We start from the raw sequence: 25,869 nt of genomic DNA, 5'->3' as shown, positions 1-25,869 counted from the left end.
GACAATTTATTGGTATACAGCAACATCATAGCATGACCGCTTGCCATTTATAAAACAGGTGCAGGAAAAAGCAAAAACCCGACCTCTTGCGGTCGGGTTTAACATGGCGAAGAATTGTTGCCTATTATTTGTTTTTAACCCAGCTTGGGCTGGTATTCGTTACAGCGGTAAGCATTTTTTCGTTCTTAACCATCGGAGACTGGCATTGGGGGCATACGGGAACCATATTGAACACAAAGTTATCCCTCATCCAGCCTTTGCAAGCCTCGTTCGAACAAGACCAAATGACGGTTAATTCAGTAGGGAGATCTTCTACATTCTTTTTCCGAGAATTGTACATGCACACATCCCTCTTTCTTGAATTCAATTATAGGTGCAGCTGTGATAAAAAATCGCCCCAAACGTCAGTCTGGGGCATAATTCTCCGCTAATCCTACAGCTTTACAACGTTCTCAGCTTGCGGTCCGCGGTTGCCTTGCACGATGTTGAATTCAACGCGTTGACCTTCGTCAAGCGATTTGTAGCCGTCTCCAACGATTGCGCTGAAATGCACGAATACGTCGTTGCCGCCTTCAACCTCGATAAAACCAAAGCCTTTTTCTCCGTTAAACCATTTCACTGTTCCTGTTTCCATTCTGAATAACCACCTTTTATCTGATTTACATGACCTTCTTACTTCTTTGCCGAGAAATAAAAATTCACATAGCGTACAAGGTTATTGCTTCATAGAATAACCCTCTACGCTATGTGAATTCGTTAGGCCGCTATTTCGATAAATCAATTATAACACAAATAAGTACGAATAAGAATTGGCATTGGCTGTAAATGAATGACAATCGGTAAAAAAGGCGGATTCTTAGCTGCCTTAGGCTGAACAAAGCCCGCCGTTACGCCAATCCGCCAAGCTTGCAAGAAATTTGCGCTGCCGCTGCCTTCACATCTTGAATGAGCTTCGGCATCTCCTGTTCGTTCAACCGGTGGACAGGGCCTGCTGCAGACAAGCTGGCAACGATACGCTGCTGGGGATCAAAGATCGGAGCAGCAACCGCGAACACATCTGTATCCACTTCGCCTAGCGTCATCGAGTAGCCATTATCCCTGATCTGCTGAAGCTCCTTGAGCAGCGCAGTCTTGTCTGCGCTTTTATCCTCTTCGAACACTTTGGTCATTTCCCCGATTATTTTATCACTTTCGTAAGCGAGCAAAATTTTTCCCGAGGCGCCCGAGTTAAGCGGCAGTATTCTGCCGTTCTCAATCGTCAGCCTGACCAGTCTTCGGCTTGTTACGTTTTCAATGCAAATGGCTTTGGAGCCTGAACGGACAAACAGCACCGTCGTTTCATTCGTCAGACCCGTCAGGTCTTCCATAATAGGCCGGGCGATCGTCAGGAGTTCCTTCTCAATCTGCTGGGACAAGCTTCTTGCCAGGTCAAAGATTCGAAGTCCCAATCCGATTTGACCCCTGCCCTTGCGTTCAACGAAACCATTCTTAATGAGCGTCTGAATAAAACGGTAAGCTGTACTGTCGGGAATGCCCACCTTCTCCGCAATCTCGCTAACCGTCAGTGTAGATCCCGATTCTGCAAGTACGAATAAAATGTCGATAGCACGTCCCAATGTTTGAGTCCCATTCATCTCTACACCTCAAGTTAACGCAATAGTCACACTCTGACTATTATATCATATTCGCTGTTCGCCGCGGGATCTGCGCAGCGTCGTTTTTTCAATTTCCAGCAGCACGGTATTGGCCGTCAATGCAAGCAGCGAGACGAGCAACGTTCCCCAAACCATCTTCGGAAGGGAATTCTGATACAGTCCTTGGAATAAAATCGTACCCAGTCCGCCGGCATTAATCCATGCCGCAATTGTGGTAATCCCGATTACGGATACCGAAGCGATCCGAAGGCCGCCAATAATGACCGGCAGTGCCAGCGGCAGCTCAATCTTAATGAACAGCCTCCAGGCACCGAAACCCATCCCTTTGCCCGCCTCGATAATCGCCGGATCGATGGATTGGAAGCCCGAAATAACGTTGCGTACAAGGATAAGCTGGCTATAGACGACCAATGCGATGATCGCCGGCTTTGCGCCGAGACCCACCAGCGGAATGAGCATGGCGAACATGCCTAAGCTCGGAATGGCATAAATGATTCCTAAAACCGATAATACGGGTATCGCTATCCGCCGGTGTCTGGACAGCCAGTAACCGATCGGCAGCGCAATGATCAGCGCGATCAGCAAAGATACGGCCGTTATATAAATATGCTCCAGAAAGGCGGTCAACAAATCGCTGTAATAGCGGGTGAAGTACTCGATGATCCCGTTCATTTGCCGTTACCCGGCTTCAACTGCTCCAGCGTCAGCTGTCCCGCAGGCTCGCCGCCGCTGTTCACTACGACAACATAAGGAACATTATGCTGCAGCAGCGTTTGAAGCACCGTCTTCAAGCTGTCTCCCGCCTGTACGCGCGGAATGTCCGTCCCAATTGGTTCCTGCGGCAGACTGATCATATGCTCGCCGGCCCGCATCAGGTTCAACTGCTGGAACAAATCATCCGCTTGAATCAATGTCGAGACGAATTCATTGCTTGGGTTGGACATAACCGCAAGCGGCGTATCGTACTGCTGAATGGTGCCTTCATTCATGACGATCATGCGATCGCCAAGCTTCATCGCCTCTTCCACGTCATGCGTAACGAATAGTACGGTTTTGCCAAGCTCCTGTTGGATACTCTTGAAGTCATCCTGCAGCTTGGTACGCGTAATCGCGTCGATCGCACCAAACGGCTCATCCATGAGCAGAATCGCCGGGTCGCCGGCCATCGCCCGGGCAATGCCGACACGCTGCTGCTGGCCGCCCGACAATTGGCGCGGATACAGCTTCTTGTAGTTTTCCGGCAGATGAACGAGCTTCATTAGATAATCGACTTTCTCTGCCGTTTTCTGGCGCTCCCAGCCGAGTATGTTCGGTACGGTGGCGATATTTTGCTCAATCGTCAAGTGCGGGAACAGCCCCACCTGCTGGATGACATAGCCGATGCTTTGGCGCAGTTCGGTCACAGGCGTGCTCCGGATATCCTTGCCGAATACGGAGATCGTGCCGGTCGTCGGTTCGATAATGCGGTTGACCATTTTCAGCAAGGTCGTCTTGCCGCAGCCGGATGCGCCTAAGATCGTGACGAAAGAGCCTTGCGGCACAATGAGACTCGTCTCATGAACGGACGGTCTAGCTGCCTTGGGAAACGTTTTGGACACCTGCTCGAACTTGATTGCCTCTTTGCTCATTATTATCAGCTCCTGTAGGAAGGGGGCTCCCCCTCACTCGGAGAAACCCCTTTGCATCTTGCTTCGATTGCCTATTTCAACAATCCTTGCTCTTGCAAGAACGCTTTAGCCACTTCGGCGTATTCTTTCTTGTCGATATCGACTTGGGCGTTCAGCTTTTGTACCGTCGTATTGTCGAGCTTAGCCGAAACGGCGTTCAGCACTTTAGCGACTTCCGGGTCCTGCTCGTTCAGCTCGCCGCGAATGACTGGAGCTACGAAGTAAGGAGGCCAGAATTTTTTGTCGTCTTCAAGCAGGACAAGATCCGGGTTCGTCAAATCGCCGTCTGTTGTGAAGCCAACCGTTACATCCGCTTCGCCATCCAGCGTTACGCGGTATTTGATGCCGTAGTCAAACAGCTTGATGCTTTTGAATTTCATTTCGCCGTAGAACGCGTTCAAGCCTTTCAAGCCGTCCTCACGCTCTTCAAATTCCGGCACAGCGCCCAAGTTCAGCTCAGGAGCCAGCTTGACCAGATCGGAAATTTTGTAGAGGTTGTATTTCTCCGCCACTTTCTTCGTCGTTACGAGACCTTGCGAGTCATTCGCGTTCGTCGGCTCCAGCCATACGAGGTTGAACTTCTCTTTGTAGCCTTTCGCTACTTCGTCATATACAGCTTTGGCATCCGATTGCGGAGGCAGCTCCAGTACGTTGATCAGACCTGTGCCCGTATATTCAGGATAAAAGTCGATGTCGCCTTTTTTGAGCGCTTCATGAGCAACGAGCGTACCGCCGAGGTTCAGCTTGCGGTCGACTTTATAGCCGGCATTCTCAAGCGCAAGAGCATACATTTCTCCGAGAATCAGTGACTCGGTAAAGTTCTTGGAGCCTACCTTAATGACCTTTTTGCCGCCGGAGCCGCTATTGGATGAGCAAGCGCTGACGACCAGAATGATACTAATAAGCAAAGTTGCCAATACAGCTAATCTCTTTTTCATTGAAAGACCCTCCTCCATTTATGAACGCTGATATTTGACTGCCGCTCTTTCGATTCCTGCAAAGCCGATTTCTGATAGAATGGCGAGCAACGCCACCGGCAATGCCCCAACAAGCAAAAGAGAGAACTTGTACATTCCGAGTCCGTTAATGATGAACGTTCCAAGCCCGCCTCCCCCGATAAATGCCGCCAAGGTGGCGCTGGCGACTACCTCCACTGCGGCCGTCTTCATGCCGGAAATCAGCAGAGGCGCTGCAAGCGGCAGCTCGATCTTCCGCAGCAGCATACGCGGCCCCATGCCGAGGCCGGAGGCGGCTTCTATAATGGCGGGCTCTATGCCCCTAAAGCCCATATAAGTGTTAATGAGAATCGGCGGACAAGCCAGCAGCGTGAGCGCAATTAGAGCCGGTGCAAAGCCGGTTCCCATAATCGGCAATATAATGACCAGCACAGCCAGACTGGGAATGACCCGCAGCGAATTGAACAAGCCCATAATCGGCCCCGTCAGCCATTGCTTCTTGGCGCATAAAATGCCAAGCGGGATACAAATAACGGCAGCGATAAGGAGCGCGTATAGGCTTAGAGACAGATGCACCCGAACCGCCTCCCAGAAACGGTCACTGTTCGCTACTATATAATCGTAGGCACCGAGGAAAACATTCACTTGAAATCGTCCTCCCTTCCTATTGATTATCAATTATCAATAATTAGTTACCAATATTATTAATCCATATTTCCTATCATGTCAATCGGAATTATACTATTATATCATTGGCAAGCCGGATTAACGTATGAAGCAAAACGTTTGCGCCAGCTTCACAATCATCAAGACTGCTCCACTCCTGCGGATGATGGCTAATTCCGTCTTTGGAGCGGATCAAGATCAACCCCATATCCGTTATGCCGCTCATCACCACGGCATCATGCCCTGCTCCGCATATCATGCGATGCTCGGGTATATTCAGCTCCCCGCAGCCGGCGGCTATCGCGGCCATAACCGACTCGGCGGACTGCACGGGGTCCGCCCCGTCTATGATCCGAATAGCTGCTTCCAGCCTCCGTTCATCAGCCACCTGATTAACGGCGGACTCTATCGCCCGCGCCATCTCCGCTAGCGAATCCAGCCGTTCGTGGCGTACATCGAGCGTGAATATCACTTCGCCGGGGATGACATTAATTGCTCCCGGGCTTATTTGAAGCGTGCCTGCAGTTGCAACACCGCCAGCCTGCAATGCAATCCGCTCCGCCGCAAGCATGGCTTCGGCTGCGGCAGCCATCGGATCGCGGCGCAGCTTCATCGGCGTGGTGCCGGCATGGTCGGCTCTTCCCTGCAAGCGTACCTCCAGCCAGCGATGGCCATAGATTGCAGTAGCGATGCCTACGGGGATCTCACGATCCTCCAGCACGCGGCCCTGCTCAATATGCAGCTCGACATAGGCTTTGATCTCTTCACCGCTGCGGGCGGCTTGCGACGCCTTATGCGGTTTCAAGTTTGCCCGTTCCATAGCCTCTTTAAGCGTGATGCCGGAAAAATCAGTCAACTCCAGCCAAGCTTCATCCCAGCTGCCAGCCATTGCCCGGCTGCCGAAGTAGCCTGCCCCAAAGCGGACGCCTTCCTCATCGGTGAAACAAATGACCTCCAGCGGGCGCGCATGGCGAATGCCTTGCTCCTTCACGGTGCGAAGCGCCTCGATTCCGCTTAATACGCCAAGCGGCCCGTCGAATCGTCCCGCCTGAATGACTGAATCGATATGCGAGCCGGTCACCACCGCTCCCGGGAGTTCACCTTCGAGACGGCCAATTAAGTTGCCGGCCTCATCCTGCCTCACGTCCAGTCCCGCTTCCTTCATCAAACAGACGATGAACTGCCGGGCTTCCAGCTCAGCATCACTTAGCGACAAACGCGTAACACCGCCGCTGCTGGCATCCGCTCCAATCTCGCCTAACTGCTGCAGCGAATGCCACAGCCTCTCGCCGTTAATCCGCGGGATAGCCGTCTCACTGCTCATTCAGCCACCCGCTCGCCATGCGCATCAAAGGCCAGCAGTGCGGTGCCAAGCGCCTCCGTGCCGGCTGCAACATCGGCATAATCCGTCCATTCCTCCGGACAATGACTTCTGCCATCCTTGCTTGGCACGAAGATCATCCCGATCGGCGCAATTCGGGCCAGCTGATTGGCATCATGGCCCGCTCCGCTAGGGAGATACACGGAAGGAGCAACAGCGGCACAGGCTTCCATGATCTGCTCCAGCACAGCTGCTTCCACTTGCACGGCATCCGAGCGCGACAAGATTTCAATCGTCAGCTTGAGGCCCCGGTTTGCAGCAATGACGGCTGCTTCCGCAGCAAAAGCGTCATACACAGCTTCAACGATGCTCCGCTCCAGCGAACGGATCTCGAGCTCGAATCGGACGAGTCCCGGCACAACATTGGAGGCGTTCGGTTCATTGGCGATCTTGCCGATGGTGCCAACTGCATCCTTCGAATGACTTAGGCAGTGGCGTTCGAAGGCCAATCCGATTTCGCAAAAGCCCGCGAGCGCATCATTGCGCATATTCATCGGCGTCGTGCCGGCATGGTTTGGCGCGCCCTCCAGTGTCACCCGGCAGCGTTGAATGCCTACAATGCCCTGCACTGCACCTAGACGATGGCCCGTCTGCTCCAGCACAGGCCCTTGCTCGATATGCAGCTCCAGATAGAGCGCGACATCGCCCGGTTTTCTTGCTTGCTCCGCAAGCGCGGCAACGTCGCCTCCCTGCCGGTTAATCGCATCCGCGAGCTTCAATCCGGTATGGTCGCGAAGCTCCAGCATCTCGGCGGACAGATTGCCGACCATTCCGCGGCTGCCAATCGTTGAGAGACCGAATTCACTTGGCTCCTCCGCTGTAAAATCTACGACCTGGAGCGGATGGCGAAGGCGAATGCCCGTTTCTTGCAGACGGCGCGCGATTTCGATTCCTGCCAGAACGCCGATGATTCCGTCAAAACGCCCGCCCCCTGTAACCGTATCGGTATGGGAGCCGATCAGAATCGGCGGCAAATCGGGATCGCTTCCGGGCAGGCTTCCAATCAGGTTGGAGGCGGCATCAATTGACGTGGACAAGCCCGCTTGCTGCATTTGCTCGGCCAGCCATGCTCGCCCGCTGTCGTAATACTCGGTAAACGGCCGCCGGGTCCAGCCCGGCTTGGAAGCATCCCGGAACTCAGACAACCGCTCAATGCTCGCCTGAAGTCTGGATACATCAGGAATCAATTTATCGCCCATTCCAATCGCTCTCCCTTCGAATGTTGTTAACGCTGATGCTCCGCTTTGATGAATTGGCCGAGGCCAGGCTTGCCGGTCACAGCGCCAGCTTCATAGACTGCCGTTCCTCTTACGAAGGTATGCGTAACCTTCCCTTGCATTTCCATACTGTTGTAAGGACTCCAGCCTGCGCTGGAATGAAGCTCCCGCTCGTCCATCGTCCAGGCAACCGCCGGGTCGATTATAACGAAGTCGGCGTCATAGCCTTCTTTCACGCGGCCTTTGCGGTGACCGAGACCAAACACATCGGCAGGCCGTTGACACAGCAGCCGGACCAGATCAGTCAGCGACAGCTTGCCCTTCGCTACACCCTCGCTGTAGATGACGGGCAGAAGATTCTCGACACCAGGCGCACCGGAGGAGTTATTGAAAATATCGGCGTCTGATTTGCGCTCCAGCAGCCACGGCGCATGGTCGGACGTAATCATATCGATTGCGCCGGCTTTCGCAAGCTCCCACAGGCCGTCCACATCCTGTTTTGTGCGAAGCGGCGGGTTGATCTTGCCCTTCGCCTTCAAACGAGGCATATCATCCTCGCTGAGCGTCAAGTAATGCGTACATGTCTCTGCCGTTACCTTCACACCGAGTGAACGGAAATAATCCGCCAGCTGGAAAATACGCGGGTACGTACAGTGGTAGAGATGCAGCTTCACGCCTGTCTCGTACGCCAGCTCCATTACCGTTAGTGCAGCTACTGACTCGCTCACCTTAGGACGGCTGCGGTTATGCGCGCGGGGGTCGTTGCCCTCCGAACGGTGCTTGTCGATGTAGCGCCGGACGATTTCATCATTTTCACAATGAACGCCTACCGGACAGCCTGTCTCTGCAATAACGGCGAACGAGTCAAGAAGCTGCCCGTCGTCAATGCGCGGAAAGCGAAACGAGTCGGTGTTGAACATCGACACTTTGAAGCCGCAGGCTCCCGCCTCCGCCAGTTGACGGATATGCTCATAGCCGTCCTGCTTGTGAATCGTCACCAGCATGGCCATATCAACGACAGACTGCTGCTCCAGCAGCTGGCGCTTCTCCTCGAACTGCTCTAACGTGCAGATCATTCCCGTCGCATCGTAAGGCATTTCGATAATCGTCGTCACGCCGCCTGCCGCTGCCGATTCGCTCGCCTTCTGGAAGCCTTCGTCCAAGGAGCTGTAACAGTGAACATGGGCATCAACAGCGCCGGGAAGCACGAAGCTTCCCTCCGCATGAACGACTTTGGCTGCTGAAGCTTCGGCAAAGGCGGCATCACCGATTTTGCCAATGGTGGTAATCACACCGTCCTTCACGCCCACTGCCGAGTCATAAGATACACCTTCGGGCAGTACAATGTTTCCGTATATAAGGAGATCAAAGGATGGATTCATTGCGTTCTTCTCCTTCCGTATTCAAGCCTTGGCGAACGAGCGCATAGACGGCGCTAATATCCGGAGTCAATGGCCGGTCAACTGTCAATGCAGGCACGACGCTGCGGATTTGCTCATACAAGGCGGTGGAGGCCGTGCTCAAATCCGCCTGGGAGCCGCGCAGATCAATCGCCTGTGCAGCATGCATCGCTTCAATTCCGAGAATATAGTATAAATGATCGATAATTTCGGCCGTCTTGCGAATGACAAGTGGCGTATTGTTCGCGTGATCCTCGATATCGCCTGCAATGGCGAAATAGTCAGCCGATACCGGATTGGAGAGCAAACGAATCTCTGCATCCAGTGAAGTATATGTTTTCTGCAGCGTGCCGAATGCTATTGTTCCCGGACTTGGCGCCAGAAAACGGCCAAGGCCAGTGAAGGATGGCGTGCCCAGCTTTAGCGAGCGGTAGCAGGAAATTTTCGACACATGGCTAAGCGCAATCGCGAACGATTCGAATGCAATCGTCCATGATGTCACGTCGAAATTGGAGGAAGGAACGACTCTTCTCTCATCAATCAGCACGCAAGGATTATCATCGGAGCCATTCAATTGAATGAGCAGTTGATTGGTCGCAAAAGCCAGCGCATCCCGCGCAGCCCCGTGCACATGGCAGGCGCTGCGGAAGCTGAGCGGATCCTGAATACGGTCGGCGCGATCCATCGCCTCTAGAGCCCCGCCGCGCAGCTGCCTTCTAACGTTGGCTGCGCTTATTGCGGCGCCCTCGAACGGCCTGACCCGGAACAGCCCTTCCTCAAACGGGCTTGTGCAGCCCTGCAGCGCTTCCAGCGACAACGCAAATATCGCATCGGCCGTATCAAGCAGCCGGAGCGCCGATGCCGCAACAAGCGCCGCCGTTCCCGACGAAAGCGCGTTGGAGCTGACGATCGCAAGCGCATCCTTAGGACCAAGCCGGCTCATCGGAACGAGGCCTGCCGCTTGAAAGGCTGCGGCAGCCGTTGTCGTCGTGTCCTTGTAAATAACGTCGCCTTCGCCGAGTATGGCCTGCCCGATATGGGATAACACCGAGATATCAGCAGCGCCTACCGACCCGCGAAGCGGAATTAGCGGATGGATGCCGGCATTCAGCATTTCGCGGTACATGAAGACGATTGCTGGCTGCATGCCTGTGCAGCCCACCAGCAGCGAGTTCAGTCTGGCCGTCATAATTGCACGGACTTGCGCTACGGACGCAAACGGTCCGACAGCGGCGGAATGGGAATAAATTAAGTTGCGGTTAAACGTCTCATACATCTCAGGCGTAATCTCGCAATCCTTATTCAGCCCGACCCCGCGATTCAAGCCGTATATCGGCATGCCTCCGGCAGCAAGCTCATGGATTAAGCGATGCGCTTCCTCCACCCGCTTTACAGCGGAATCCGCCAGCTCTACGCGATAATGATCAACGGCTATCTGCTCCAGCTCGTGAATCGAAAGATGCTGTCCGTCCAGCACGATGACCCGATCCGTCTCCGGCGTGCTGTTGTCCTGTTGTTTCCCCTCTGCTATGTCGTTCATTCGAGACACCTTCTTCGTTGAAGTCAAAAAACCGGCTAGCTCACTCTGCCCTTTATTCGATGCCCTTCAAGCCATATTCCGCAAGCGGAATGCCAAGCGCTTTCTCTACCTCCGGATAAACAGTCGGGTCCTTCACGCTGGAGCTCAGCGGTACAAATTGCTTGTCGATGGCAAACAAAGCCAGCTCCATGCCCTCTTGCACGCCGCCAACGCTAATTGGAAGCCCTGTAGCCGCTTCGAAGGTCGTAATAACGTCCGGATAAGTCGTCAAACGATTGCCCTCAACATCATCTACTGCCATATATTCATTCATGACATGCAGCGTCAACTGCCCGCCCTGTCCGTCTTCCATCGTAATCGTGCCAATATCGAAGGCGCCAGAGTAATGAACGCCCTTCTTCAGCACTTTGCCGCGTCCGATGATGCGGCCGTTCGTCTTTTTACATACCGTATCTATAATCGCTTCAGCGCCTTGCGCCTCCGCCTCAATCATGGCGAAACCCAGCTCCAGCGCCAGTGTAATGCCTCCAATCGCAGCGTGCTCCTTCACATAGGAAGCCGGGATCGGATGACGCGCAGAGGCAATGAAGCCGCCCGACATATCGGATGCTGTCCGCAAAATATTGGACGTCTTGGCCGGAGTGCCTTTCACGACAAGCTCCAAGTAAGAGCCGGTATCTCTTCTGCCGCCTACGACAACTTGAATCGTCTCGTAATCGGTGCGGGAAGCAAGCCCCATGGAACCCATCTTGCCCGTCGGATGCGCGCGAATATCGCCAGTGGCATCAACAACGACCAAGCCAAGCGCCGCTGCAGGCAGCCAGCCGTTAATCGTGCTGGACATGCCGTTCTGAGGGGTCATTATGCCAACAACTTTGCCGTCAAAATTGTCCATGAGCAGCTGTACCGCTTTAATATAATCGACACCCCACATTTCCCACTCGTTGCCTGCAGGCGCGCCAATTGCTGTCGCCGTTACGATAATCGCATCGTCTGGAAGCTCATCAACCGATACCAGCTTCGGCCGGCCAATGCCTACTGCCGCTCCGCCGATTTCGAGGCCGTGATCAACCCAGCCGCCGCCGCCGGAAGCGAATACCGCCCCTCCTCTTACTGCTGCCTGTACATCCTTTATCGTTAACTCGCGCATTACGCATTCCCCTTTCGATTCGTGTCGATCCGTCTAATTCCTTTTTTATTTACCTCATCAAGAGACTCTTCATAGCCTGCATCCGCATAGCGCAGCACGCCAAGTCCCGTATCGTTATCAAGCGTCGTCTTCAATCTCAGCTCAGCGTCTGAGGTGCCGTCGGCAACCAGCGTCACGCCGGCACTTGTCATATAGCCGCTGTACCCGCCGCCGCCGGAATGAATGGCAACGAGATCAGCCATCGAGGAGCAGTTGATCATCGCGTTGAGCAGCGGCCAGTCGGATATTGCGTCACTGCCGTCCAAGAGATTCTCCGTCATAATGTTCGGATGAGCCATCGCCCCTGCATCCAGATGGTCACGGGAGAAGGCAATAGGGCCGCTCAGCTCGCCTGCTGCTACCATGGCATTCACCGCCAGCGCCAGCTTGGTACGGTCACCATGGCCGAACCAGCCGATCCGTGCCGGCAATCCTTCTACCGGAACGTACTTATTCGCCAGCCGGATCCAATTGACGGCGATCTCATTGTCGCTGAACTCTTTCAATATATATTGGTCAATCTTGCGGATATCTTCTGCATCTCCGCTCAATGCGACCCAGCGGAACGGGCCAATGGCGCGGGCGAACAACGGACGGAGAAAAGCTTCTGTAAATACGGCGATGTCAAACGCATTCTCCACGCCGTATTGCACTGCTTGCGAGCGGATGTTGTTGCCGTTGTCGAAGACGACAGCGCCGCGGCGCTGGAATTCCAGCATCGCTTCCACTTCGATCGCGATGGAAGCTCCGGCGTCGGCACGGAGCTGCTCCGGCGCCGTTTTACGGAACTCTGCCGCTTTCTCCAGACTGTAGCCGTTCGGAATATATCCGTACATCAGATCGTGAGCGGAGGTTTGATCCGTTACGACATCCGGCTGAATCCCTCTGCGTACCAATTCCGGATATACGTCGGCAGCATTGCCGAGCAGACCTACGGACAAGCTTTCCTTCTTGGCTTGCGCCTCGGCAACCCATGCAAGTGCTTCATCCAGACTCGCTGTTTTCTTCTGCAAATAGCCGACCTCAATCCGTTTATCGATACGAGCCTCGGATACTTCCACGCACAGGATAACGGCTTCTGCCATCGTACCCGCAAGCGGCTGCGCGCCGCCCATCCCGCCTAGACCTGCTGTCAGAATGAATTTCCCGGCAAGACTGCCGTCGAAATGCATACGAGCGATCGATTGGAAAATCTCATACGTGCCTTGAATAACGCCCTGCGAGCCAATGTACTGCCAAGCGGCAGCCGTCAGCCCGCCCCAGACGATCAAGCCTTGCTCTTGATATTTATAAAAGTTGTCGCTCGTCGCCCATCTGCCAACAATGTTGCAGTTCGCCATTACGACGATCGGGGCGTATTTATGCGTCCGCATAATGCCAATCGGTTTGCCCGACTGGATGACGAGCGTCTCGTCTTCTTCTAATGATTTAAGCGTGCTGACAATGGCATGATAAGAATCCCAATTGCGGGCCGCTTTCGCGAGCGCGGCGTAAACGGTAAGCTCCTTTTGATTTTCACCATTTTCGAGAACGTTTTCGAGCATGCGCAGCAGCGCCTCTTGCCTCCAGCCCTTGCAGCGAAGCTCGTCGCCCCGGGCTGCCATGATTCTATCCATTTCAGTCACTCCTTATTATCAATATTTAATAATAATTTTCTATCTACCAATAAATTAACAAACGATTACCAGCTAGTCAACAAAAATCGTGAGACATGCGTCAGTTTAAGTAACGCACTGGGGATTGACGGTTATTTTCACAAAATAACAGCATTCCAGTTAAACCCAAGTACATCACTAAGAATAGTTGATTACGACCGCTAAAACAACCTAAAAACGAGCCTCCAGCTTCACCGCTGCGGCTCGTTTTCTCTCATTATCATTATTCGTCATTTGTTCTGCGATATTCCAATTGCCGGGTTACAATTTGCGATACTCCGACACCTGGGCGCCTTTCTTTTTCTCAAAACTCTCTTTATACTCTACAAGCCCGATCTCACAGCCGGGACCGACTGTGATCCGATTGCCCCGCACAACTGCCGCTTTCGTATGCTCGATGTAAATATCGTCCCCTTCAATAACCGTCACAGATAAAGACGCCTGCCGGTGAGGACGGAAAAAGAAATAGTTAAGAGGGTTGCTCAGACTCGCTTTACGAATGGAGATATGCTCCCCGCCAATTTCCTGCACCTTGGAGTCTTGGTATAGCCGGATATCGATCTCCCCTGCGTTTAGCAGCCCGCCGATCTCGAACATCCCTTGAAGATTGAATTTATCGGCTGCGCAGTCTCCTCTGGCTAGCAGCTGCCCCGCTAGCTTTAATTGTTCAGCGCTCAGACTCCCCTTCGTTTCAACAGAACCGGAGCCGCGCAATTTATTCATTCTAGCATCGCCGCCAACAGCAGCTGTCCCCGTCAACTTCATCTGCCCGGTACAGACGTCTCCCGAGAACGAACCCGTACCAATCAATGCGATCTGTTCCGAATTCAGGCTGCCATTCAAAGCAATAGTGCCTATGCACTTTAAGCGGCTGCAATCGACATCTCCATCCACGACACCTTCCCCAACCACTTTTACTCGTTCATAGCGGCCTCCGGGTGCTGATGAATTGCCTGTAATGCTCAAGCTCCCTTTCAGGGACTCTATTCCGGATAATCCCATCATACATCCCCATCTCCTTTTACTTTATAATCGTTCAGCCCGTTCCACCTTGGCGCTCTTCTCTTGTTCAAACTTCGTTTTGTATTCCACCAGACCAATCTTGCAGCCTGGACCGATTACGATATTCGTTCCTCTGACGACTGCTGCAGTGGTAAACTCCAGGTAGATGTCGTCGCCTTCTACGATTTGCGTGGTCAATTTGCCGGCAGGAGAAATCTCAGGCGTCTTCAGCCAGTCTGTCAAAGAGACAGCAGGCTGTTTCTGAATATGAATCTTTCCGCCAACGATTTCTTCAATCTGACTATTGCCATTCAGCTCAATATGGGCGCTGCCTGTGTTGAGCACTCCCATTCGCAATTTGCCGGTTGCATGGAGGCTCTCCGTTTCACATCTGCCGTCTACGATGACCTTAGCGTCTAGCCTTAGATCCTCCCCGATCAGATCACCCTTCACTTCCAGCTTGCCTTTGACAACAATGGAGTCTGAACGAAGATTGCCTCCAATGAAAGCCACACCGTCCATCTTCACTTTCTGGGCGCTGACGCTTCCATCCACCTTCACTTTTCCTTCAAGCTTGAAATTCGTGCAGACTATGTCGCCATCCACATCCCCGACACCTTCGATTTTAGCCTCTTGAAAAACACCGCCTTTTAAGGCCCCAATGCCTGCTATGGACAAATGACGAACGTGTTCTTCCTCTACCATTCCTATGCCTCCTTTATAGTATGGAAATTTTCAGCTTCAATTCCTCTACGTATTTAGCTACAGAAACTCGAAACACCATTTTTGTCCCGCCATCGAAAAAAATCTCACTGCCCGCTGACAGCATCATAAAAACGGACATCCCCATTTTTCGAATCATCAGTAAGTCGCAATTTTTCCCCTCGAACTTTCCGTAGTGATCCATGAGCGTACGCAGAAGATGCGGCCCCTCTTCCAGGCTCATCTCGCCTGACAGCAGGCTCTGATCGAGAATGTAGAGATATAAGGTTTGTTCAAAATTGTAGAGCTCGGTTTGGCCGACATAAGGTTTCGCTAATTCAACTGAAGATCGTGAAACAATGTTTTGTTGTAATATATCAAGCACAGAAATCGATTGGCCGGACGGAGTCGGCGAGAACATTTCTGCCAAATCATCCAGTGACAAACCGTCTTTCATATGAAGGATTTTATCAATTCTGGCGAGCATGAGCTGCTTCGGAAAAAACGTTTCTTGTCCCGTAAATGCTGACTTCCGAATAAACCACTCTTCGGGTATGATCCCTTTGCGTTTCCAGCGGTACAGTTGACCGTATGATATGCCCGTCATATCAAGCAGCTCTTTCTTAGAGATTAGTTCCTCTTCCATGGTAACGCCCCTCTCTCCATTCAATGTAACATAACATTGTTACGCAGTAAAGTCGGTTTGTTATAGCTAGTTGTTGTATCATGTTTCAACGCGGCTATACCGTTAAGGAAAGGCTCTCCCTGAAACACAAATAGCGCACCCTGTCAGGTACGCTCCGGATTTTTTTTGCTATCGAGCTAGACCCGGACTCGCTGCGCGTTTTGGTTCATGCTGCCATGCTTTATTCCATTGTCTTCATCGCCTTCCCGCTGATCAATGGATAGAACCTGCACAAAGTCAGCCTGAACTCAAAACGCTCCGCTCATCCCATACGTGCAAACTACTCCCGCCTAAGCTTGCTCGCGGTTCATTATTTTATATCCTCCAGCGGCTGCGCTGGTATCGCGTGCCGGGAGGTGCGCAGAGTTATAATGGCAGGCTGCAACGAATCAAAATGCAAAAATACAGTTTGGAAGCCGCTTTTTCGGCGATTTACCGGCTCAAAATGCAAATATGCAGTTTGTTTGGCCGAAAATGCCCCTATATCGTGAAATAGAGGGATTTCAAATGCACTTTTACATTTTGAACGCTTTTTTGGGCCATTTAGGGCTGATCAACCTGCACTTTTGCATTTTGATTCCCGTTCAGATCAAGAGAGGCTGGCATAAGGAGTTTATTTAGCACAAGGGGAGGCTAGCATGGTCGAGTTTATGTGGCACATAGGAGGAGGATTTTCCTTATCGAATTGTCTGTCGCACCTGCGCAGCCATACGACCGCCGACGTGCGACCGAGCACCGCGTGCCGCGATGGCGCAGCGCAGCCATACGATCCATGCAGCTTCCCGCGAACAGTGTCATATAACATTACACTGCTCGCCGGGAGAAGCGCACGTAGTCCATTACCGAATCACCTGACTTACTTGCGCTGCCATTCGGTCCAAGATGCCGGTCAGCATGGCATGTGATGCGATGCTGCGTTCTATTTGCGCAGTAATGATGGGTGCTGGTTGGATATACGGTGCATCTACGAGCTCATGCGACCAGACGTCGAGCATCGTTGCGATGCAAGGCGGGGTCGCCTCCAAATGAAATTGCAGCCCGACAACGTTCTCGCCATAGGCAAATGCCTGCTCCCCGCAAGCTTCGGAATAGGCAAGACGCTTCGCTCCGTCCGGCAGCGTAAATGTATCGCCATGCCATTGAAAGCTGACGAAGGATTGCGGGATCCCTTCAAAAGCCGCATGCGCCTCCTCCGTACGCAGAACCTCATGCCAGCCGATCTCCTTCTGAGCATTGCGGCTTACGGTGCCGCCGAGCACCTCGGACAGCAGTTGTGCGCCGAGACAAATGCCTAGAACGGATTTGCCGGCATCGATACCGGCACGTATGAAACGCTTCTCCGCGGCCAGCCACGGATACTTTTCCTCCTGATAGACACTCATCGGACCGCCTAATATCACAAGCATATCGTAAGAAGCTGCTGACGGGAGCTCCTTACCTTCGGAAGGATCGAGCACGCGCAACGTAAAGCCCTGCTTACTAGCCCAGAACGCGATGGCGCTCTCATCGTCAAATGAAAAATGTTTCAGCGCAATGATGTTCATTTCATTTTCTCCTTCCAAACGTTCGCATGAATACTAAAGATTCCATATCGATAATAAAAGCTTTGTGTAAGGTCTGCTAAAGGTTATGACCGTATTTTATTAAAAATAGAGTTTTACGTCAACTAATCTTACATAAGAATTCGAGAAAGCCAAAAACGAATTTTACCCAGACATTATACAATTTTCCAGTATATGATTATCTTCTTTACGAAAATGGATTGTTGCTTGTCCAGTCCCGGTGATAGACTACTAGCGTACCATAAATTTACAGTTTTTAGGGAGGGGGCGTCCGGACGTACTAGCAAGGTTGGCAGAAGTCTTATTGCAATTTAAAAACTAATGAAGAAGGATGTGGATCACATGCAAGCTCGTTTCGTTAAAAGAATGTCAGTATTCGTTTTGGTATTCCTCTTGGTTATCCCCGCTTTCGCCGCCCATGCCGCGACAAACGCCCAAGCAACGGCCATCACTTCTAATTCGCTGGTACTCAACTGGACAAAGCAGGCTGGCGAAGGCAGCGTTCAAATTTATAAAAATGGCGTCTTGCTAGCGTCGTCTTCCGGCACGAGCTACAGTGTAACGGGTCTGAGCGTCTGTACCGCCTATACGTTCGACATCGTCGGAAGCGGTTCGTTTGGCAGCACATCCGTACAAGCCACTACGCTTGGCTGTCCTTCTGCTCCGGTCATCTCCTACACCACTACCCACTCTTCCATCAGCCTGTCTTGGAGCGCCTCCAATGCCGTCAGCTATGATATTTATAAAAGCAACACATATATAACGACCACGTCCGGTACAAGCTATACACTCTCGGCAACCCCAAGCACTTCCATCGAAGTGAAAATTGTTGCCCGCAACAGCACGGGTCAAACAGCAAGCTCCACCGTATGGGCAAGCACGCCTGGCTACTCCGACAGCTACACCGGAACGGCCTACGGCAATATCCAAGTAGGCGGTACATTCAAAAACACGAACTCGACTTACAGCACTACGATGTACCTGACGCTTTACCGTGTCACAAGCTCAGGTGATCAGTATGTTGGCAGCACATCCTTCTCCGTTGGAGCAGGCCAGACGATTAACGGCTACTATCCGATTGCGACAAGCCAGCCATATGGCACCTACAAAGTCACATTCAGCTCTCCGTACATTACAGCTTCCAGCGTCTCGTTCAGCACGTTCTAACGCCCTCGAAATTAACGATTATGAAACAACCCCGGCCTATAACGGTCGGGGTTGTTTGCCAGAGCCAGGATTAACGCCGGGGTCGCTAATTTTGTCCGCTGAGACAGCCAAAGTCGCACCACTACTACAAGACAGGACAAGACGCTTATCTCCTACTTTCCTTCCCCGCTGCGCGAAGCGGCAAGAGCTGCATCCAGCGCATTTTGCCCCTCGTGCTGCGCCTCCCGAAATGCTTGATCAAGCGTGAGCTCCGCGGTTTGAACCTTTTGCAGCTTGCTGCTCATCACAGCATAGAAGTCATTGTAAAATCGGGTAGGAATTTTGCCGTAGGAAATTCTGTTATTGATATTGAAGTCGAGCTTATAAAATGAATCAAGCGAATGTCCGTTAAACTCCGTCATATACCCTTTGCGGGAAAGCAGGCTGTAGGAGCTTCGCGACTTGATCTTCGCCACTTCGTCGCTGCTCATATAGCTGATCAATTTCCACGCCGCTTGGACGTTGGCCGATTTCGCGTTGATAGCATAAATAGTACCCGCGTTCAGTGAGCTGGCGTAGGCCGGATTTTTCGGATCGACCGGCTCCGTCACCAGCGACCACTGCATGCCCTTCTTCTTGAAAGCCTCGTCCACTTCATAAATGAAGGAGAATGGAGCCAGCGTCATTGCGGACTCTCCTTCGAGAAACGCCTGTTTTTTCCACGCGTCCTCTGTCATTTCCTTCATATCAATTGGCTTGATACTGCCTGACTGAAATGCGGCTAGTGCTTGGGCTGCTGCCTGTTTCCAGCCTTCGCTGTCAATCTGAACCTGCATCGTCTGCGCATTCACTTCACTTAACTGGTTAGCGCGGCCGATTTTGTACATCAAGCCGACAGGCGACGATTCCCATGGCATTAGAGATAAGCCGTACACCTTCGACTCTGGGGATTGGGCGGCTTCGCCTCCAAACCGTTCTGCCAGCGCCAGCACTTCCTGCCATCCCATCTGATCCGCCGGATAGGCAACTCCATGCTGATCAAACAAATCCTGATTGTAAAACAACCCCGCTGCCATAAAGCTCGGCGGCAAACCGTAAATACGGCCGCCCCCTTTCACCTTCAGCAGCTCAATTATACTGGGCAGAAAAGATTCCATCGGGTATTGATCCTTCTGAATTAACGGCTCGAGATCGAGAAGCACGCCTTCACCCGCCAGCCTTTCATAATCATCCTGAGTCAGTTCGAGTATGTCAGGCTGCTCCTTATCGATCCACTCCTTCAGCTTCCGTTCCCGGTCGTCTGTCTCATGGTATAGATTATTCGTCTCCGCAACCGTGACACTCACATCCGGATATTTGGATGCAAACAAATCGCCATACTCTCTAAAAAACGAATCTTGATACGTATACATGATTTTAACCGCTCCGGTAATAGCCTCTTGCTTGGATTTCCCGGTACAGCCAGCCGCCAAAAAAAGCAGCATAAGTCCGCATAAAGCAAATAAGAGCAGCTTGCTCGTTCCCCTGCGCATACGAAATGCATCCCCTCTCCCACAAAACATGGAGTTAGCGTCCATAATAACCGATTTATGGAATTAAGTTAAGGGGCATTACTACGGCAACCATGGGTTTTATTGCGTAATCTGTTTTTAGTATTGTTGTAATTTGCAGGTACGCCAGCTCACAAAAAAACGGCCGCCTCCGAAAGGCAGCCGTTCTCAAAAATGCTTATTCGTGAATTTGGACGAGCAGCGCGCCAATTGCCTGCATCGCTTCTTCCTCACGCTCGCCGTCAATCTCAAGCGTTACTTCATCGTTCATCTTGATGCCCAGCGTCAGCATGCTGAGCGAGCTTTTTCCGTTCGCTTTCTTTCCGTTGCTGAGAACGGTAATTTTACACGGAAATTCGCTGGCCGCCTGCACGATTGTTTTGATCGGGCGAACATGAAGCCCCGTCGGATTGAGTACGGTAAAAGATTTGGTGATCATTATTGATTCTCTCCTTTCAGTAATTCCTGAACGAAAGCCTGTACCTCTTGCTGGCTCCCGAGCGTCAGTGCATGTCTAGCATGCTCCTGCCACTGTGCATAATTCAGACTTGCGATTAACTCTCTAGTTTGCAGCAGGGAACCGGCGCTCATGCTGAATTCATGAAGGCCAAGTCCAAGCAGCAGAGGAACGGAAGCCAGATCGCCTGCCATTTCGCCGCATAATCCGACCCATTTCCCTTCCTGCCGGGCCGCTTCGATAACAAGACGGATCAGACGCAAAATGGATGGATGGCTAGGCTGATACAGATACGAGACCGTCTCGTTCATCCGGTCCGCCGCCATCGTATATTGAATTAAGTCATTTGTACCGATGCTGAAAAAGTCGACATGAGGCGCAAACAAATCAGCGGAGACAGCTGCCGAAGGAATCTCGATCATCATGCCGATCTCGATGCTCTCACTAACCGCAATTCCAGCTTCAATCAACTGCTGCTTCTCTTCGTTCAAGATTCGTTTCGCTTCGAATAGTTCGTCGCGAACGGCAATCATCGGGAACATGATCTTTAGATTGCCGTATTGGCTGGCCCGGAGCAAAGCCCGAAGCTGCGTACGGAACAAGTCATCGCGCTCCAGACAGAGACGCAGCGCCCGCTGGCCGAGAAACGGATTGCTTTCCTTCGGCAGGTCCATGTAAGGAAGCTCTTTATCCCCGCCGATATCCAGCGTGCGGATAACGACCGGTTTTCCTGCCATTTTCTCCAGCACATATTTATAGCTTTGGAACTGTTCTTCTTCAGAAGGCAGCTCCTGACGACCCATGTACAGAAACTCGGTACGGAACAAGCCAATTCCCTCGGCACCGTTATCCAAAGCTTTCTGCACGTCATCCAGTTTGCCAATGTTGGCAGCAAGCTCAACCGTATGCCCATCCTTCGTGACCGAAGGCTTATCGACCCATACGGCCAGCTCTGCTTTTCGCTGATCGTAACGGGCCTTGTTCGCACGGAACTGCTCCAGCGATTCCGCATCCGGGTTAATCCATACTTTGCCTTCAACAGCGTCCATAACGACCAGATCACCGGACTGAATTTCTCGGATGGCTGCACCCGCCCCGACAATCGCCGGAATATCGAGTGACCGTGCCATGATAGCGGAGTGGGAAGTCCGGCTTCCAATCTCCGTTACAAAGCCGCGCACCGCTTCCAGATTCAACTGGGCTGTGTCAGAGGGCGTCAAATCGCGAGCAATAATAATGCATTCCTCTTCATGCTGCGTATGACCGCTTACGGCTACGCCGCGCAGCTGGTCTATAATACGCCCCCGCACATCGCGAATATCGACTGCCCGTTCCCGCAGCATCTCGTCATCCAATTGGCTCAGCATCTCTATGAATGACTGCGATACTTCATAAAGAGCAAACTCTGCATTAACTGCGTCATTTTCTATATTTTCAACGACGACGTCGATCAGCTCAGGATCTTCAAGCAGCAGCAAGTGGCCTTCGAAAATTTCGGCTTTCTCCGCGCCAAGCTTGCGTTCTGTCGCTTCGCGAATACCCTCGATCTGCTCTCTAGCAGCTTCTATCGCTTGATGGAAACGTGCTACTTCCTGCTCGGGCTGCTGAATCGTTGCTTTCTGCGGAATATACTCTTCCAGCTCTATCGTAACGGCTCTTGCGATCGCGATACCCGGCGAAGCCGCAATGCCTTGGAGTTGTGGTTGTAATGGTGTCATCGCTTATGCCTCCTGCCTTTGTTGAAGCGTTTCGTATTGGCGGATGATGGCTGAATAAAGCGGATGCCCCTCCCCAATTCCTGTATAATGAACAACTGTGTGTCCGATCCCATTCTCCGTAATAGCGCGTTGAATTTCAACCGCCTCTGCATCTTCTGCAAAATCGAAGGATAATGCGGCCGCAATCGCCTTGATCAATCCCGGTGTCTCAATGCCAAGCTCATGAGCGAGCAGAATCGGACGAACGAGCCGGTCATTCGGCGACAGCTTGCGGATCGGAGAACGGCCAACGCGCACGACTTCATCCGTCAAGTAAGGGTTGCGGAAGCGGTCCATAATGATGTCGACATATTTGCTGTGCTCCGCTGCATCGAAACCATGCTCGCGAACGAGCACTTGACCTGTTTCCCCTAACACTTCACCAAGTATGGCTACGATTCCTTCATCCTTCATGGCCTCTTGGATCGTCTCATAACCTTGCAAATAACCAAGGTATGCGGCGCTGCAATGTCCCGTATTGACCGTAAACAGCTTACGTTCGATATATGGGCCAAGCTCATCCACATATTTCACATTCGTAATAGCCGGAAAATCCGCCGGAAGCGCCGAGCGGTCGATCACCCATTCGCTGAACGGCTCCACCGTCACTTGCAGCGGATCTTCATGCTGCTGCAGCGGAACAATCCGGTCGACCGCCGCGTCCGGGAAGGCCGCAGCGGACTCCGCACGCTCTCTTAATTCAGGAGACAGCTTGCCCAGCACATGGCCCTTGAGAGCCGTGCTGCCGCCAATCGCATTCTCGCAGGCGATGAAAGGAATAGGCTTCGCTCCGGCTTCAAGACGGAGCTCAATTCCCTTCGCTATGCTGCCTGCCAGATAAGGCAGCGCGCCTAAGCCAACGGCCGTAGTCACGATATCAGCTTCTGCAATGGCCTTCGCTACCTGCTCCTCATCGCGCCCATTAATCGCGGAGACGCCTTTTACAACGAAATCTTCTCCGGCCTCGTTCGCCAGCGTTACCTTATATTCCCCCCGTTCGTTAATAAGCGCTACCCGCTCTTCATTCACATCAACGAACTTAACGTCGTACCCCGACTCCGACAGCAGCAAGCCGATAAAGCCGAGCCCGATATTCCCTGCTCCAAAGTGGACGGCTATCATAGGTCCATCCCCTCTTCGAATATCGCGATCAGCTCCTCTTCGGTTTGTGCCTGGAGAATGCGCGCCATATCCTCTTCTTCCGAGACGAGCACAGCTACGCTGGAGAGCACTTCCATATGCTCATCGCCAACTGCAGCTAGCCCGATGACCAGATTAGCTGTCTCTCCGCCGAAATCAACGCCGCCCGGAATGACAAGGATCGACATGCCCGTCGATTTGATGAAAGGCTTGGAATCATTCGTACCATGCGGCATAGCGAGTCCCGCTCCCAGATAAGTGGAAGACAGATTTTCGCGCTCCAGCATTTTTTCTACATAGGTTGGTTCAACATGTCCCGCATCGACAAGCAATTGGCCAGCCATCCGGATAGCTTCGAATTTATCGGCTACTGCTACGTTAAGTTTAACTTTCTCTCTATTTAAAATGTTCATGTAAGGTCTCTCCCTCTCCATTTGGATTGAATATAGGCTTCTAGCTGCTGGGAAACGTACAGCTTAATGGCATCTGCTTCCGCATCTTCGAGCAAAGCCTCGAACTCCGGCTGCAGCAGCAATACGCTGATTTCACTTAATATTTCGAGTACAGGCCGACTCAGTTGAAGCGGTGCCAGCATGAGCAAGATCCGGCGCACTTCATACTCCCCGCCTGCGCCAAGCCACAACGGCTCTTCCAGACGATAAAGCTTTAAAATGGGTTTGCTAATGTAGTCACTTCGGGTATGGAACAACGCAAGCTGTGTACCGGCTATCGCCTGGCTGCTCGCCTGCTCACGCTCCAGCAGCAGCTTTGCAATTGCCCCAGTACCCTCTGGCTCCAGTTCCGACGCTAGTGGAGCAAGCATTGACGATACGACATCGCTAAGCGGCCCCGGTGAGGCATGAAGCTGATGAACGGCAAACGGCTCCAGCACTTGAATAATCGCTGACGTGTAAGCATTCATCTGCTTCATCCGTTCCCAGCCGCCTGCATCCTCGGGTTTTCCTTGCTCGCCCTTTGCGTCTTCATCTACAGACAGGCTGCCCATAAAGGCGCGCAGCTTTTCCGTCTCCTCGCCCGTCAACAAGGGACTAATTTTAACGTAGCGTCCAGCATCGATAGGCAAATCGACGGTTGAGACGATGAGATCATATTGCATTGGCGGAATTCGTGACGCCTCATACCAGGAATAATTGCCAATTAGTTCAATTCGGGGAAATTGCTTCGCAATTCGCGCAGCGAGCAGCTTGGAAGAACCGATTCCGCTCGTGCAGACGATAATGGCTCTAACCCGCTTGAGCTGATTCAGCCGTTCCATTGATGCGCCAAAATGCATCGCCAGATAGCCAATTTCCTCATCAGGCACGAGCTTGGCAATTGGCAGCTCATCTATAGCTTCCCGGATTGCCGTAAATAGTACGGCGAAATCTTTGCGAATCTGTGCGAGCAGCGGATTGCGGATCGCCTCTCCCCGGCTCAGACGATCCATAGCCGGAGCCAAGTGATTAACCAAGCCTTCCAGCAGAGAATGATCTTGATCGAAGGGCATATTCAGCTTTTCGCCAATGGCATGAATAAGCCGATCAGCAGCTTCTGCCGCCGCTGCCCCATTCTGATGAAGAAGATTTTCCTCCTGCTTAACGGCTTCCGCCATCGCATGGACGAATAGCTCCTGCATCGCTTCGAGCTCTGCCGCCGGCCATTCCCATGGGAAAGCATCAAGGAAGGGCTGCAAGTGCGGCGGCGGCAGATCCGCGGCATCCGCAGCGCCACCGTGACCTTGCTTTCCGGGCTTTCGGCTGGACAACCAGTGGCCGCTTCGCATGCGGGCAACTGCGATAGACAGCTTAAGAAGCAGCCGCATATACGCGCTCTCCGTCAACCGGCGCGGCCACTTCTCCTCCAGCTCCCATAGTATCCGCTCAATGAAGAGAAAATGATCTTTTCCCACCATATGAAGCAGCCTCCTGGATACCGTCCAAGGATTCGAAGAGATGGGACCGGGATCGAATAGATCGGATTCGTCCAAATATTCGCGAACGAGCCATTCGATTAAAGCACGCTTTGCACTTTCCACTCCCTTAATTTCTACCCCATATCCTCTTTTGCGAATAAGCTCAAGCTTATATTTGCTCAATTGCGGATCGATTTCGTCCAAATCACGGCTAATTGTCGGAATGGCGGCACGCATTTCATAGGCGAGCGAGAACAGCTTAATCGGTTCAAAGGCTTCAAGCAGCCGGCATAAAATTAACGTTTTTCGTTCTTCTGGGGCGTATGTGACCGTCTCGAAATGGGCGAGAACCTTATGGAACTGAGCCAGATTATCGTCAGAGCCTTGGATTGCGATCCCTTTTCCAGACTTCGTGGCCAGAAAGAGTCCATAATCCGACAGCAGCCCCTTCATCTCGCTAATATCGCGATGAACGGTTCGCGCGCTTATTTGCACTTCTTCCGCAATCTCATTCGCAGTAGCTTCCTTCCGCTGAAGCAGCACTTCGAGAATTCGCCGCTGCCTGTTCGACACCATCAAGACCGTTCTCCTCCTTCCCGGGAAATGGAGGAAACGCCGACGAAAATTACG

General features: G+C 52.3%; 24 protein-coding genes. 1 reads left to right on the top strand and 23 read right to left on the bottom strand.

Annotated features, from left to right (window positions below):
• Window positions 1-124: 124 nt before the first annotated feature.
• From ACFVVF_RS19860 to ACFVVF_RS19780, 17 genes are all read right to left on the bottom strand, one after another.
• Window positions 125-340: a cold-shock protein gene (locus tag ACFVVF_RS19860; protein WP_387813445.1), complete on the bottom strand. Its 216-nt coding sequence runs from the start codon at window positions 338-340 to the stop codon at window positions 125-127.
• Between the two features lie 93 nt (window positions 341-433).
• Window positions 434-634, bottom strand: coding sequence for a cold-shock protein CspD (gene cspD, locus ACFVVF_RS19855; RefSeq protein WP_042168546.1), 201 nt, complete (start codon window positions 632-634; stop codon window positions 434-436).
• 253 nt (window positions 635-887) lie between these two features.
• Window positions 888-1,634, bottom strand: a complete 747-nt coding sequence (locus tag ACFVVF_RS19850) for an IclR family transcriptional regulator (protein ID WP_387813442.1) — start codon at window positions 1,632-1,634, stop codon at window positions 888-890.
• A gap of 45 nt (window positions 1,635-1,679) precedes the next feature.
• On the bottom strand, window positions 1,680-2,327 hold the full coding sequence (locus ACFVVF_RS19845; protein WP_387813439.1) for an ABC transporter permease: 648 nt from the start codon (window positions 2,325-2,327) through the stop codon (window positions 1,680-1,682).
• Window positions 2,324-3,283 (bottom strand): ABC transporter ATP-binding protein, encoded by a 960-nt coding sequence (locus ACFVVF_RS19840; RefSeq protein WP_387813436.1) that lies wholly within the window; start codon window positions 3,281-3,283, stop codon window positions 2,324-2,326. The genes ACFVVF_RS19845 and ACFVVF_RS19840 overlap by 4 nt, the downstream gene beginning before the upstream one ends.
• 71 nt (window positions 3,284-3,354) lie before the next feature.
• A complete protein-coding gene (locus ACFVVF_RS19835; RefSeq protein ID WP_042168555.1) occupies window positions 3,355-4,260 on the bottom strand; it encodes an ABC transporter substrate-binding protein in 906 nt (301 codons plus the stop codon).
• Between the two features lie 18 nt (window positions 4,261-4,278).
• On the bottom strand, window positions 4,279-4,923 hold the full coding sequence (locus ACFVVF_RS19830) for an ABC transporter permease (RefSeq protein ID WP_387813433.1): 645 nt from the start codon (window positions 4,921-4,923) through the stop codon (window positions 4,279-4,281).
• Between the two features lie 91 nt (window positions 4,924-5,014).
• Complete coding sequence (locus ACFVVF_RS19825) at window positions 5,015-6,268, bottom strand: Zn-dependent hydrolase (protein ID WP_387813430.1); 1,254 nt, start codon at window positions 6,266-6,268, stop codon at window positions 5,015-5,017.
• Window positions 6,265-7,524, bottom strand: coding sequence for a Zn-dependent hydrolase (locus tag ACFVVF_RS19820; protein WP_387813427.1), 1,260 nt, complete (start codon window positions 7,522-7,524; stop codon window positions 6,265-6,267). Before ACFVVF_RS19820 ends, ACFVVF_RS19825 begins: the two co-directional genes overlap by 4 nt.
• 26 nt (window positions 7,525-7,550) lie before the next feature.
• Entirely contained in the window at window positions 7,551-8,924 is a 1,374-nt protein-coding gene (locus ACFVVF_RS19815) for a dihydroorotase (RefSeq protein WP_387813424.1), read from the bottom strand.
• Window positions 8,908-10,482, bottom strand: coding sequence for an HAL/PAL/TAL family ammonia-lyase (locus ACFVVF_RS19810; RefSeq protein ID WP_387813421.1), 1,575 nt, complete (start codon window positions 10,480-10,482; stop codon window positions 8,908-8,910). The genes ACFVVF_RS19815 and ACFVVF_RS19810 overlap by 17 nt, the downstream gene beginning before the upstream one ends.
• A gap of 52 nt (window positions 10,483-10,534) precedes the next feature.
• A complete protein-coding gene (locus ACFVVF_RS19805; protein ID WP_387813418.1) occupies window positions 10,535-11,632 on the bottom strand; it encodes a thiohydantoin desulfurase in 1,098 nt (365 codons plus the stop codon).
• Complete coding sequence (locus ACFVVF_RS19800; protein ID WP_387813415.1) at window positions 11,632-13,287, bottom strand: thiourocanate hydratase; 1,656 nt, start codon at window positions 13,285-13,287, stop codon at window positions 11,632-11,634. Before ACFVVF_RS19800 ends, ACFVVF_RS19805 begins: the two co-directional genes overlap by 1 nt.
• A 300-nt stretch (window positions 13,288-13,587) precedes the next feature.
• The gene (locus tag ACFVVF_RS19795; protein ID WP_387813413.1) at window positions 13,588-14,331 is read right to left on the bottom strand and encodes a hypothetical protein; all 744 of its coding nucleotides are present in this window, start codon (window positions 14,329-14,331) and stop codon (window positions 13,588-13,590) included.
• Between the two features lie 21 nt (window positions 14,332-14,352).
• The gene (locus ACFVVF_RS19790; protein ID WP_387813411.1) at window positions 14,353-15,033 is read right to left on the bottom strand and encodes a bactofilin family protein; all 681 of its coding nucleotides are present in this window, start codon (window positions 15,031-15,033) and stop codon (window positions 14,353-14,355) included.
• Window positions 15,034-15,046: 13 nt separating this feature from the next.
• Entirely contained in the window at window positions 15,047-15,676 is a 630-nt protein-coding gene (locus tag ACFVVF_RS19785) for a YhbD family protein (RefSeq protein ID WP_387813409.1), read from the bottom strand.
• A gap of 878 nt (window positions 15,677-16,554) precedes the next feature.
• Window positions 16,555-17,259: a type 1 glutamine amidotransferase gene (locus ACFVVF_RS19780; protein WP_387813406.1), complete on the bottom strand. Its 705-nt coding sequence runs from the start codon at window positions 17,257-17,259 to the stop codon at window positions 16,555-16,557.
• A 384-nt stretch (window positions 17,260-17,643) separates the two neighbouring features.
• Between ACFVVF_RS19780 and ACFVVF_RS19775 the strand changes: the two genes are divergently transcribed.
• Window positions 17,644-18,444, top strand: coding sequence for a hypothetical protein (locus tag ACFVVF_RS19775; RefSeq protein WP_387813403.1), 801 nt, complete (start codon window positions 17,644-17,646; stop codon window positions 18,442-18,444).
• Between the two features lie 152 nt (window positions 18,445-18,596).
• Here ACFVVF_RS19775 and ACFVVF_RS19770 read toward each other — a convergent pair whose 3' ends face one another.
• The 6 genes from ACFVVF_RS19770 to ACFVVF_RS19745 form a co-directional block, all read right to left on the bottom strand.
• Window positions 18,597-19,955, bottom strand: a complete 1,359-nt coding sequence (locus ACFVVF_RS19770) for an ABC transporter substrate-binding protein (protein ID WP_387813400.1) — start codon at window positions 19,953-19,955, stop codon at window positions 18,597-18,599.
• Window positions 19,956-20,151: 196 nt separating this feature from the next.
• Window positions 20,152-20,412: an HPr family phosphocarrier protein gene (locus tag ACFVVF_RS19765; RefSeq protein WP_387813398.1), complete on the bottom strand. Its 261-nt coding sequence runs from the start codon at window positions 20,410-20,412 to the stop codon at window positions 20,152-20,154.
• A complete protein-coding gene (ptsP, locus tag ACFVVF_RS19760; protein WP_387813395.1) occupies window positions 20,412-22,148 on the bottom strand; it encodes a phosphoenolpyruvate--protein phosphotransferase in 1,737 nt (578 codons plus the stop codon). The genes ACFVVF_RS19765 and ptsP overlap by 1 nt, the downstream gene beginning before the upstream one ends.
• Before the next feature lie 3 nt (window positions 22,149-22,151).
• On the bottom strand, window positions 22,152-23,309 hold the full coding sequence (locus tag ACFVVF_RS19755; protein ID WP_387813393.1) for a mannitol-1-phosphate 5-dehydrogenase: 1,158 nt from the start codon (window positions 23,307-23,309) through the stop codon (window positions 22,152-22,154).
• Entirely contained in the window at window positions 23,306-23,740 is a 435-nt protein-coding gene (locus ACFVVF_RS19750) for a PTS mannitol transporter subunit IIA (RefSeq protein WP_387813390.1), read from the bottom strand. Before ACFVVF_RS19750 ends, ACFVVF_RS19755 begins: the two co-directional genes overlap by 4 nt.
• Complete coding sequence (locus tag ACFVVF_RS19745) at window positions 23,737-25,815, bottom strand: BglG family transcription antiterminator (protein ID WP_387814276.1); 2,079 nt, start codon at window positions 25,813-25,815, stop codon at window positions 23,737-23,739. Before ACFVVF_RS19745 ends, ACFVVF_RS19750 begins: the two co-directional genes overlap by 4 nt.
• Window positions 25,816-25,869 lie beyond the last annotated feature (54 nt).

Source organism: Paenibacillus sp. NPDC058174 (assembly GCF_042883865.1).
Classification (GTDB): Bacteria; Bacillota; Bacilli; order Paenibacillales; family Paenibacillaceae; genus Pristimantibacillus.
Note: the sequence above shows the minus strand (reverse complement) of the source record. Positions and strands in the feature narration are given on the sequence as shown.

Coding starts and splice junctions, on each gene's coding strand:
- ACFVVF_RS19775 (WP_387813403.1), top strand. CDS start 17,644: ATGTCAGTATTCGTTTTGGTATTCCTCTTGGTTATCCCCGCTTTCGCC.
- ptsP (WP_387813395.1), bottom strand. CDS start 22,148: ATGACACCATTACAACCACAACTCCAAGGCATTGCGGCTTCGCCGGGT.
- ACFVVF_RS19785 (WP_387813409.1), bottom strand. CDS start 15,676: ATGGAAGAGGAACTAATCTCTAAGAAAGAGCTGCTTGATATGACGGGC.
- ACFVVF_RS19765 (WP_387813398.1), bottom strand. CDS start 20,412: ATGATCACCAAATCTTTTACCGTACTCAATCCGACGGGGCTTCATGTT.
- ACFVVF_RS19795 (WP_387813413.1), bottom strand. CDS start 14,331: ATGATGGGATTATCCGGAATAGAGTCCCTGAAAGGGAGCTTGAGCATT.
- ACFVVF_RS19850 (WP_387813442.1), bottom strand. CDS start 1,634: ATGAATGGGACTCAAACATTGGGACGTGCTATCGACATTTTATTCGTA.
- ACFVVF_RS19840 (WP_387813436.1), bottom strand. CDS start 3,283: ATGAGCAAAGAGGCAATCAAGTTCGAGCAGGTGTCCAAAACGTTTCCC.
- ACFVVF_RS19770 (WP_387813400.1), bottom strand. CDS start 19,955: ATGCGCAGGGGAACGAGCAAGCTGCTCTTATTTGCTTTATGCGGACTT.
- ACFVVF_RS19845 (WP_387813439.1), bottom strand. CDS start 2,327: ATGAACGGGATCATCGAGTACTTCACCCGCTATTACAGCGATTTGTTG.
- ACFVVF_RS19835 (WP_042168555.1), bottom strand. CDS start 4,260: ATGAAAAAGAGATTAGCTGTATTGGCAACTTTGCTTATTAGTATCATT.
- ACFVVF_RS19780 (WP_387813406.1), bottom strand. CDS start 17,259: ATGAACATCATTGCGCTGAAACATTTTTCATTTGACGATGAGAGCGCC.
- ACFVVF_RS19745 (WP_387814276.1), bottom strand. CDS start 25,815: ATGGTGTCGAACAGGCAGCGGCGAATTCTCGAAGTGCTGCTTCAGCGG.
- ACFVVF_RS19790 (WP_387813411.1), bottom strand. CDS start 15,033: ATGGTAGAGGAAGAACACGTTCGTCATTTGTCCATAGCAGGCATTGGG.
- ACFVVF_RS19825 (WP_387813430.1), bottom strand. CDS start 6,268: ATGAGCAGTGAGACGGCTATCCCGCGGATTAACGGCGAGAGGCTGTGG.
- ACFVVF_RS19810 (WP_387813421.1), bottom strand. CDS start 10,482: ATGAACGACATAGCAGAGGGGAAACAACAGGACAACAGCACGCCGGAG.
- ACFVVF_RS19755 (WP_387813393.1), bottom strand. CDS start 23,309: ATGATAGCCGTCCACTTTGGAGCAGGGAATATCGGGCTCGGCTTTATC.
- ACFVVF_RS19860 (WP_387813445.1), bottom strand. CDS start 340: ATGTACAATTCTCGGAAAAAGAATGTAGAAGATCTCCCTACTGAATTA.
- ACFVVF_RS19805 (WP_387813418.1), bottom strand. CDS start 11,632: ATGCGCGAGTTAACGATAAAGGATGTACAGGCAGCAGTAAGAGGAGGG.
- ACFVVF_RS19820 (WP_387813427.1), bottom strand. CDS start 7,524: ATGGGCGATAAATTGATTCCTGATGTATCCAGACTTCAGGCGAGCATT.
- cspD (WP_042168546.1), bottom strand. CDS start 634: ATGGAAACAGGAACAGTGAAATGGTTTAACGGAGAAAAAGGCTTTGGT.
- ACFVVF_RS19800 (WP_387813415.1), bottom strand. CDS start 13,287: ATGGATAGAATCATGGCAGCCCGGGGCGACGAGCTTCGCTGCAAGGGC.
- ACFVVF_RS19750 (WP_387813390.1), bottom strand. CDS start 23,740: ATGAACATTTTAAATAGAGAGAAAGTTAAACTTAACGTAGCAGTAGCC.
- ACFVVF_RS19815 (WP_387813424.1), bottom strand. CDS start 8,924: ATGAATCCATCCTTTGATCTCCTTATATACGGAAACATTGTACTGCCC.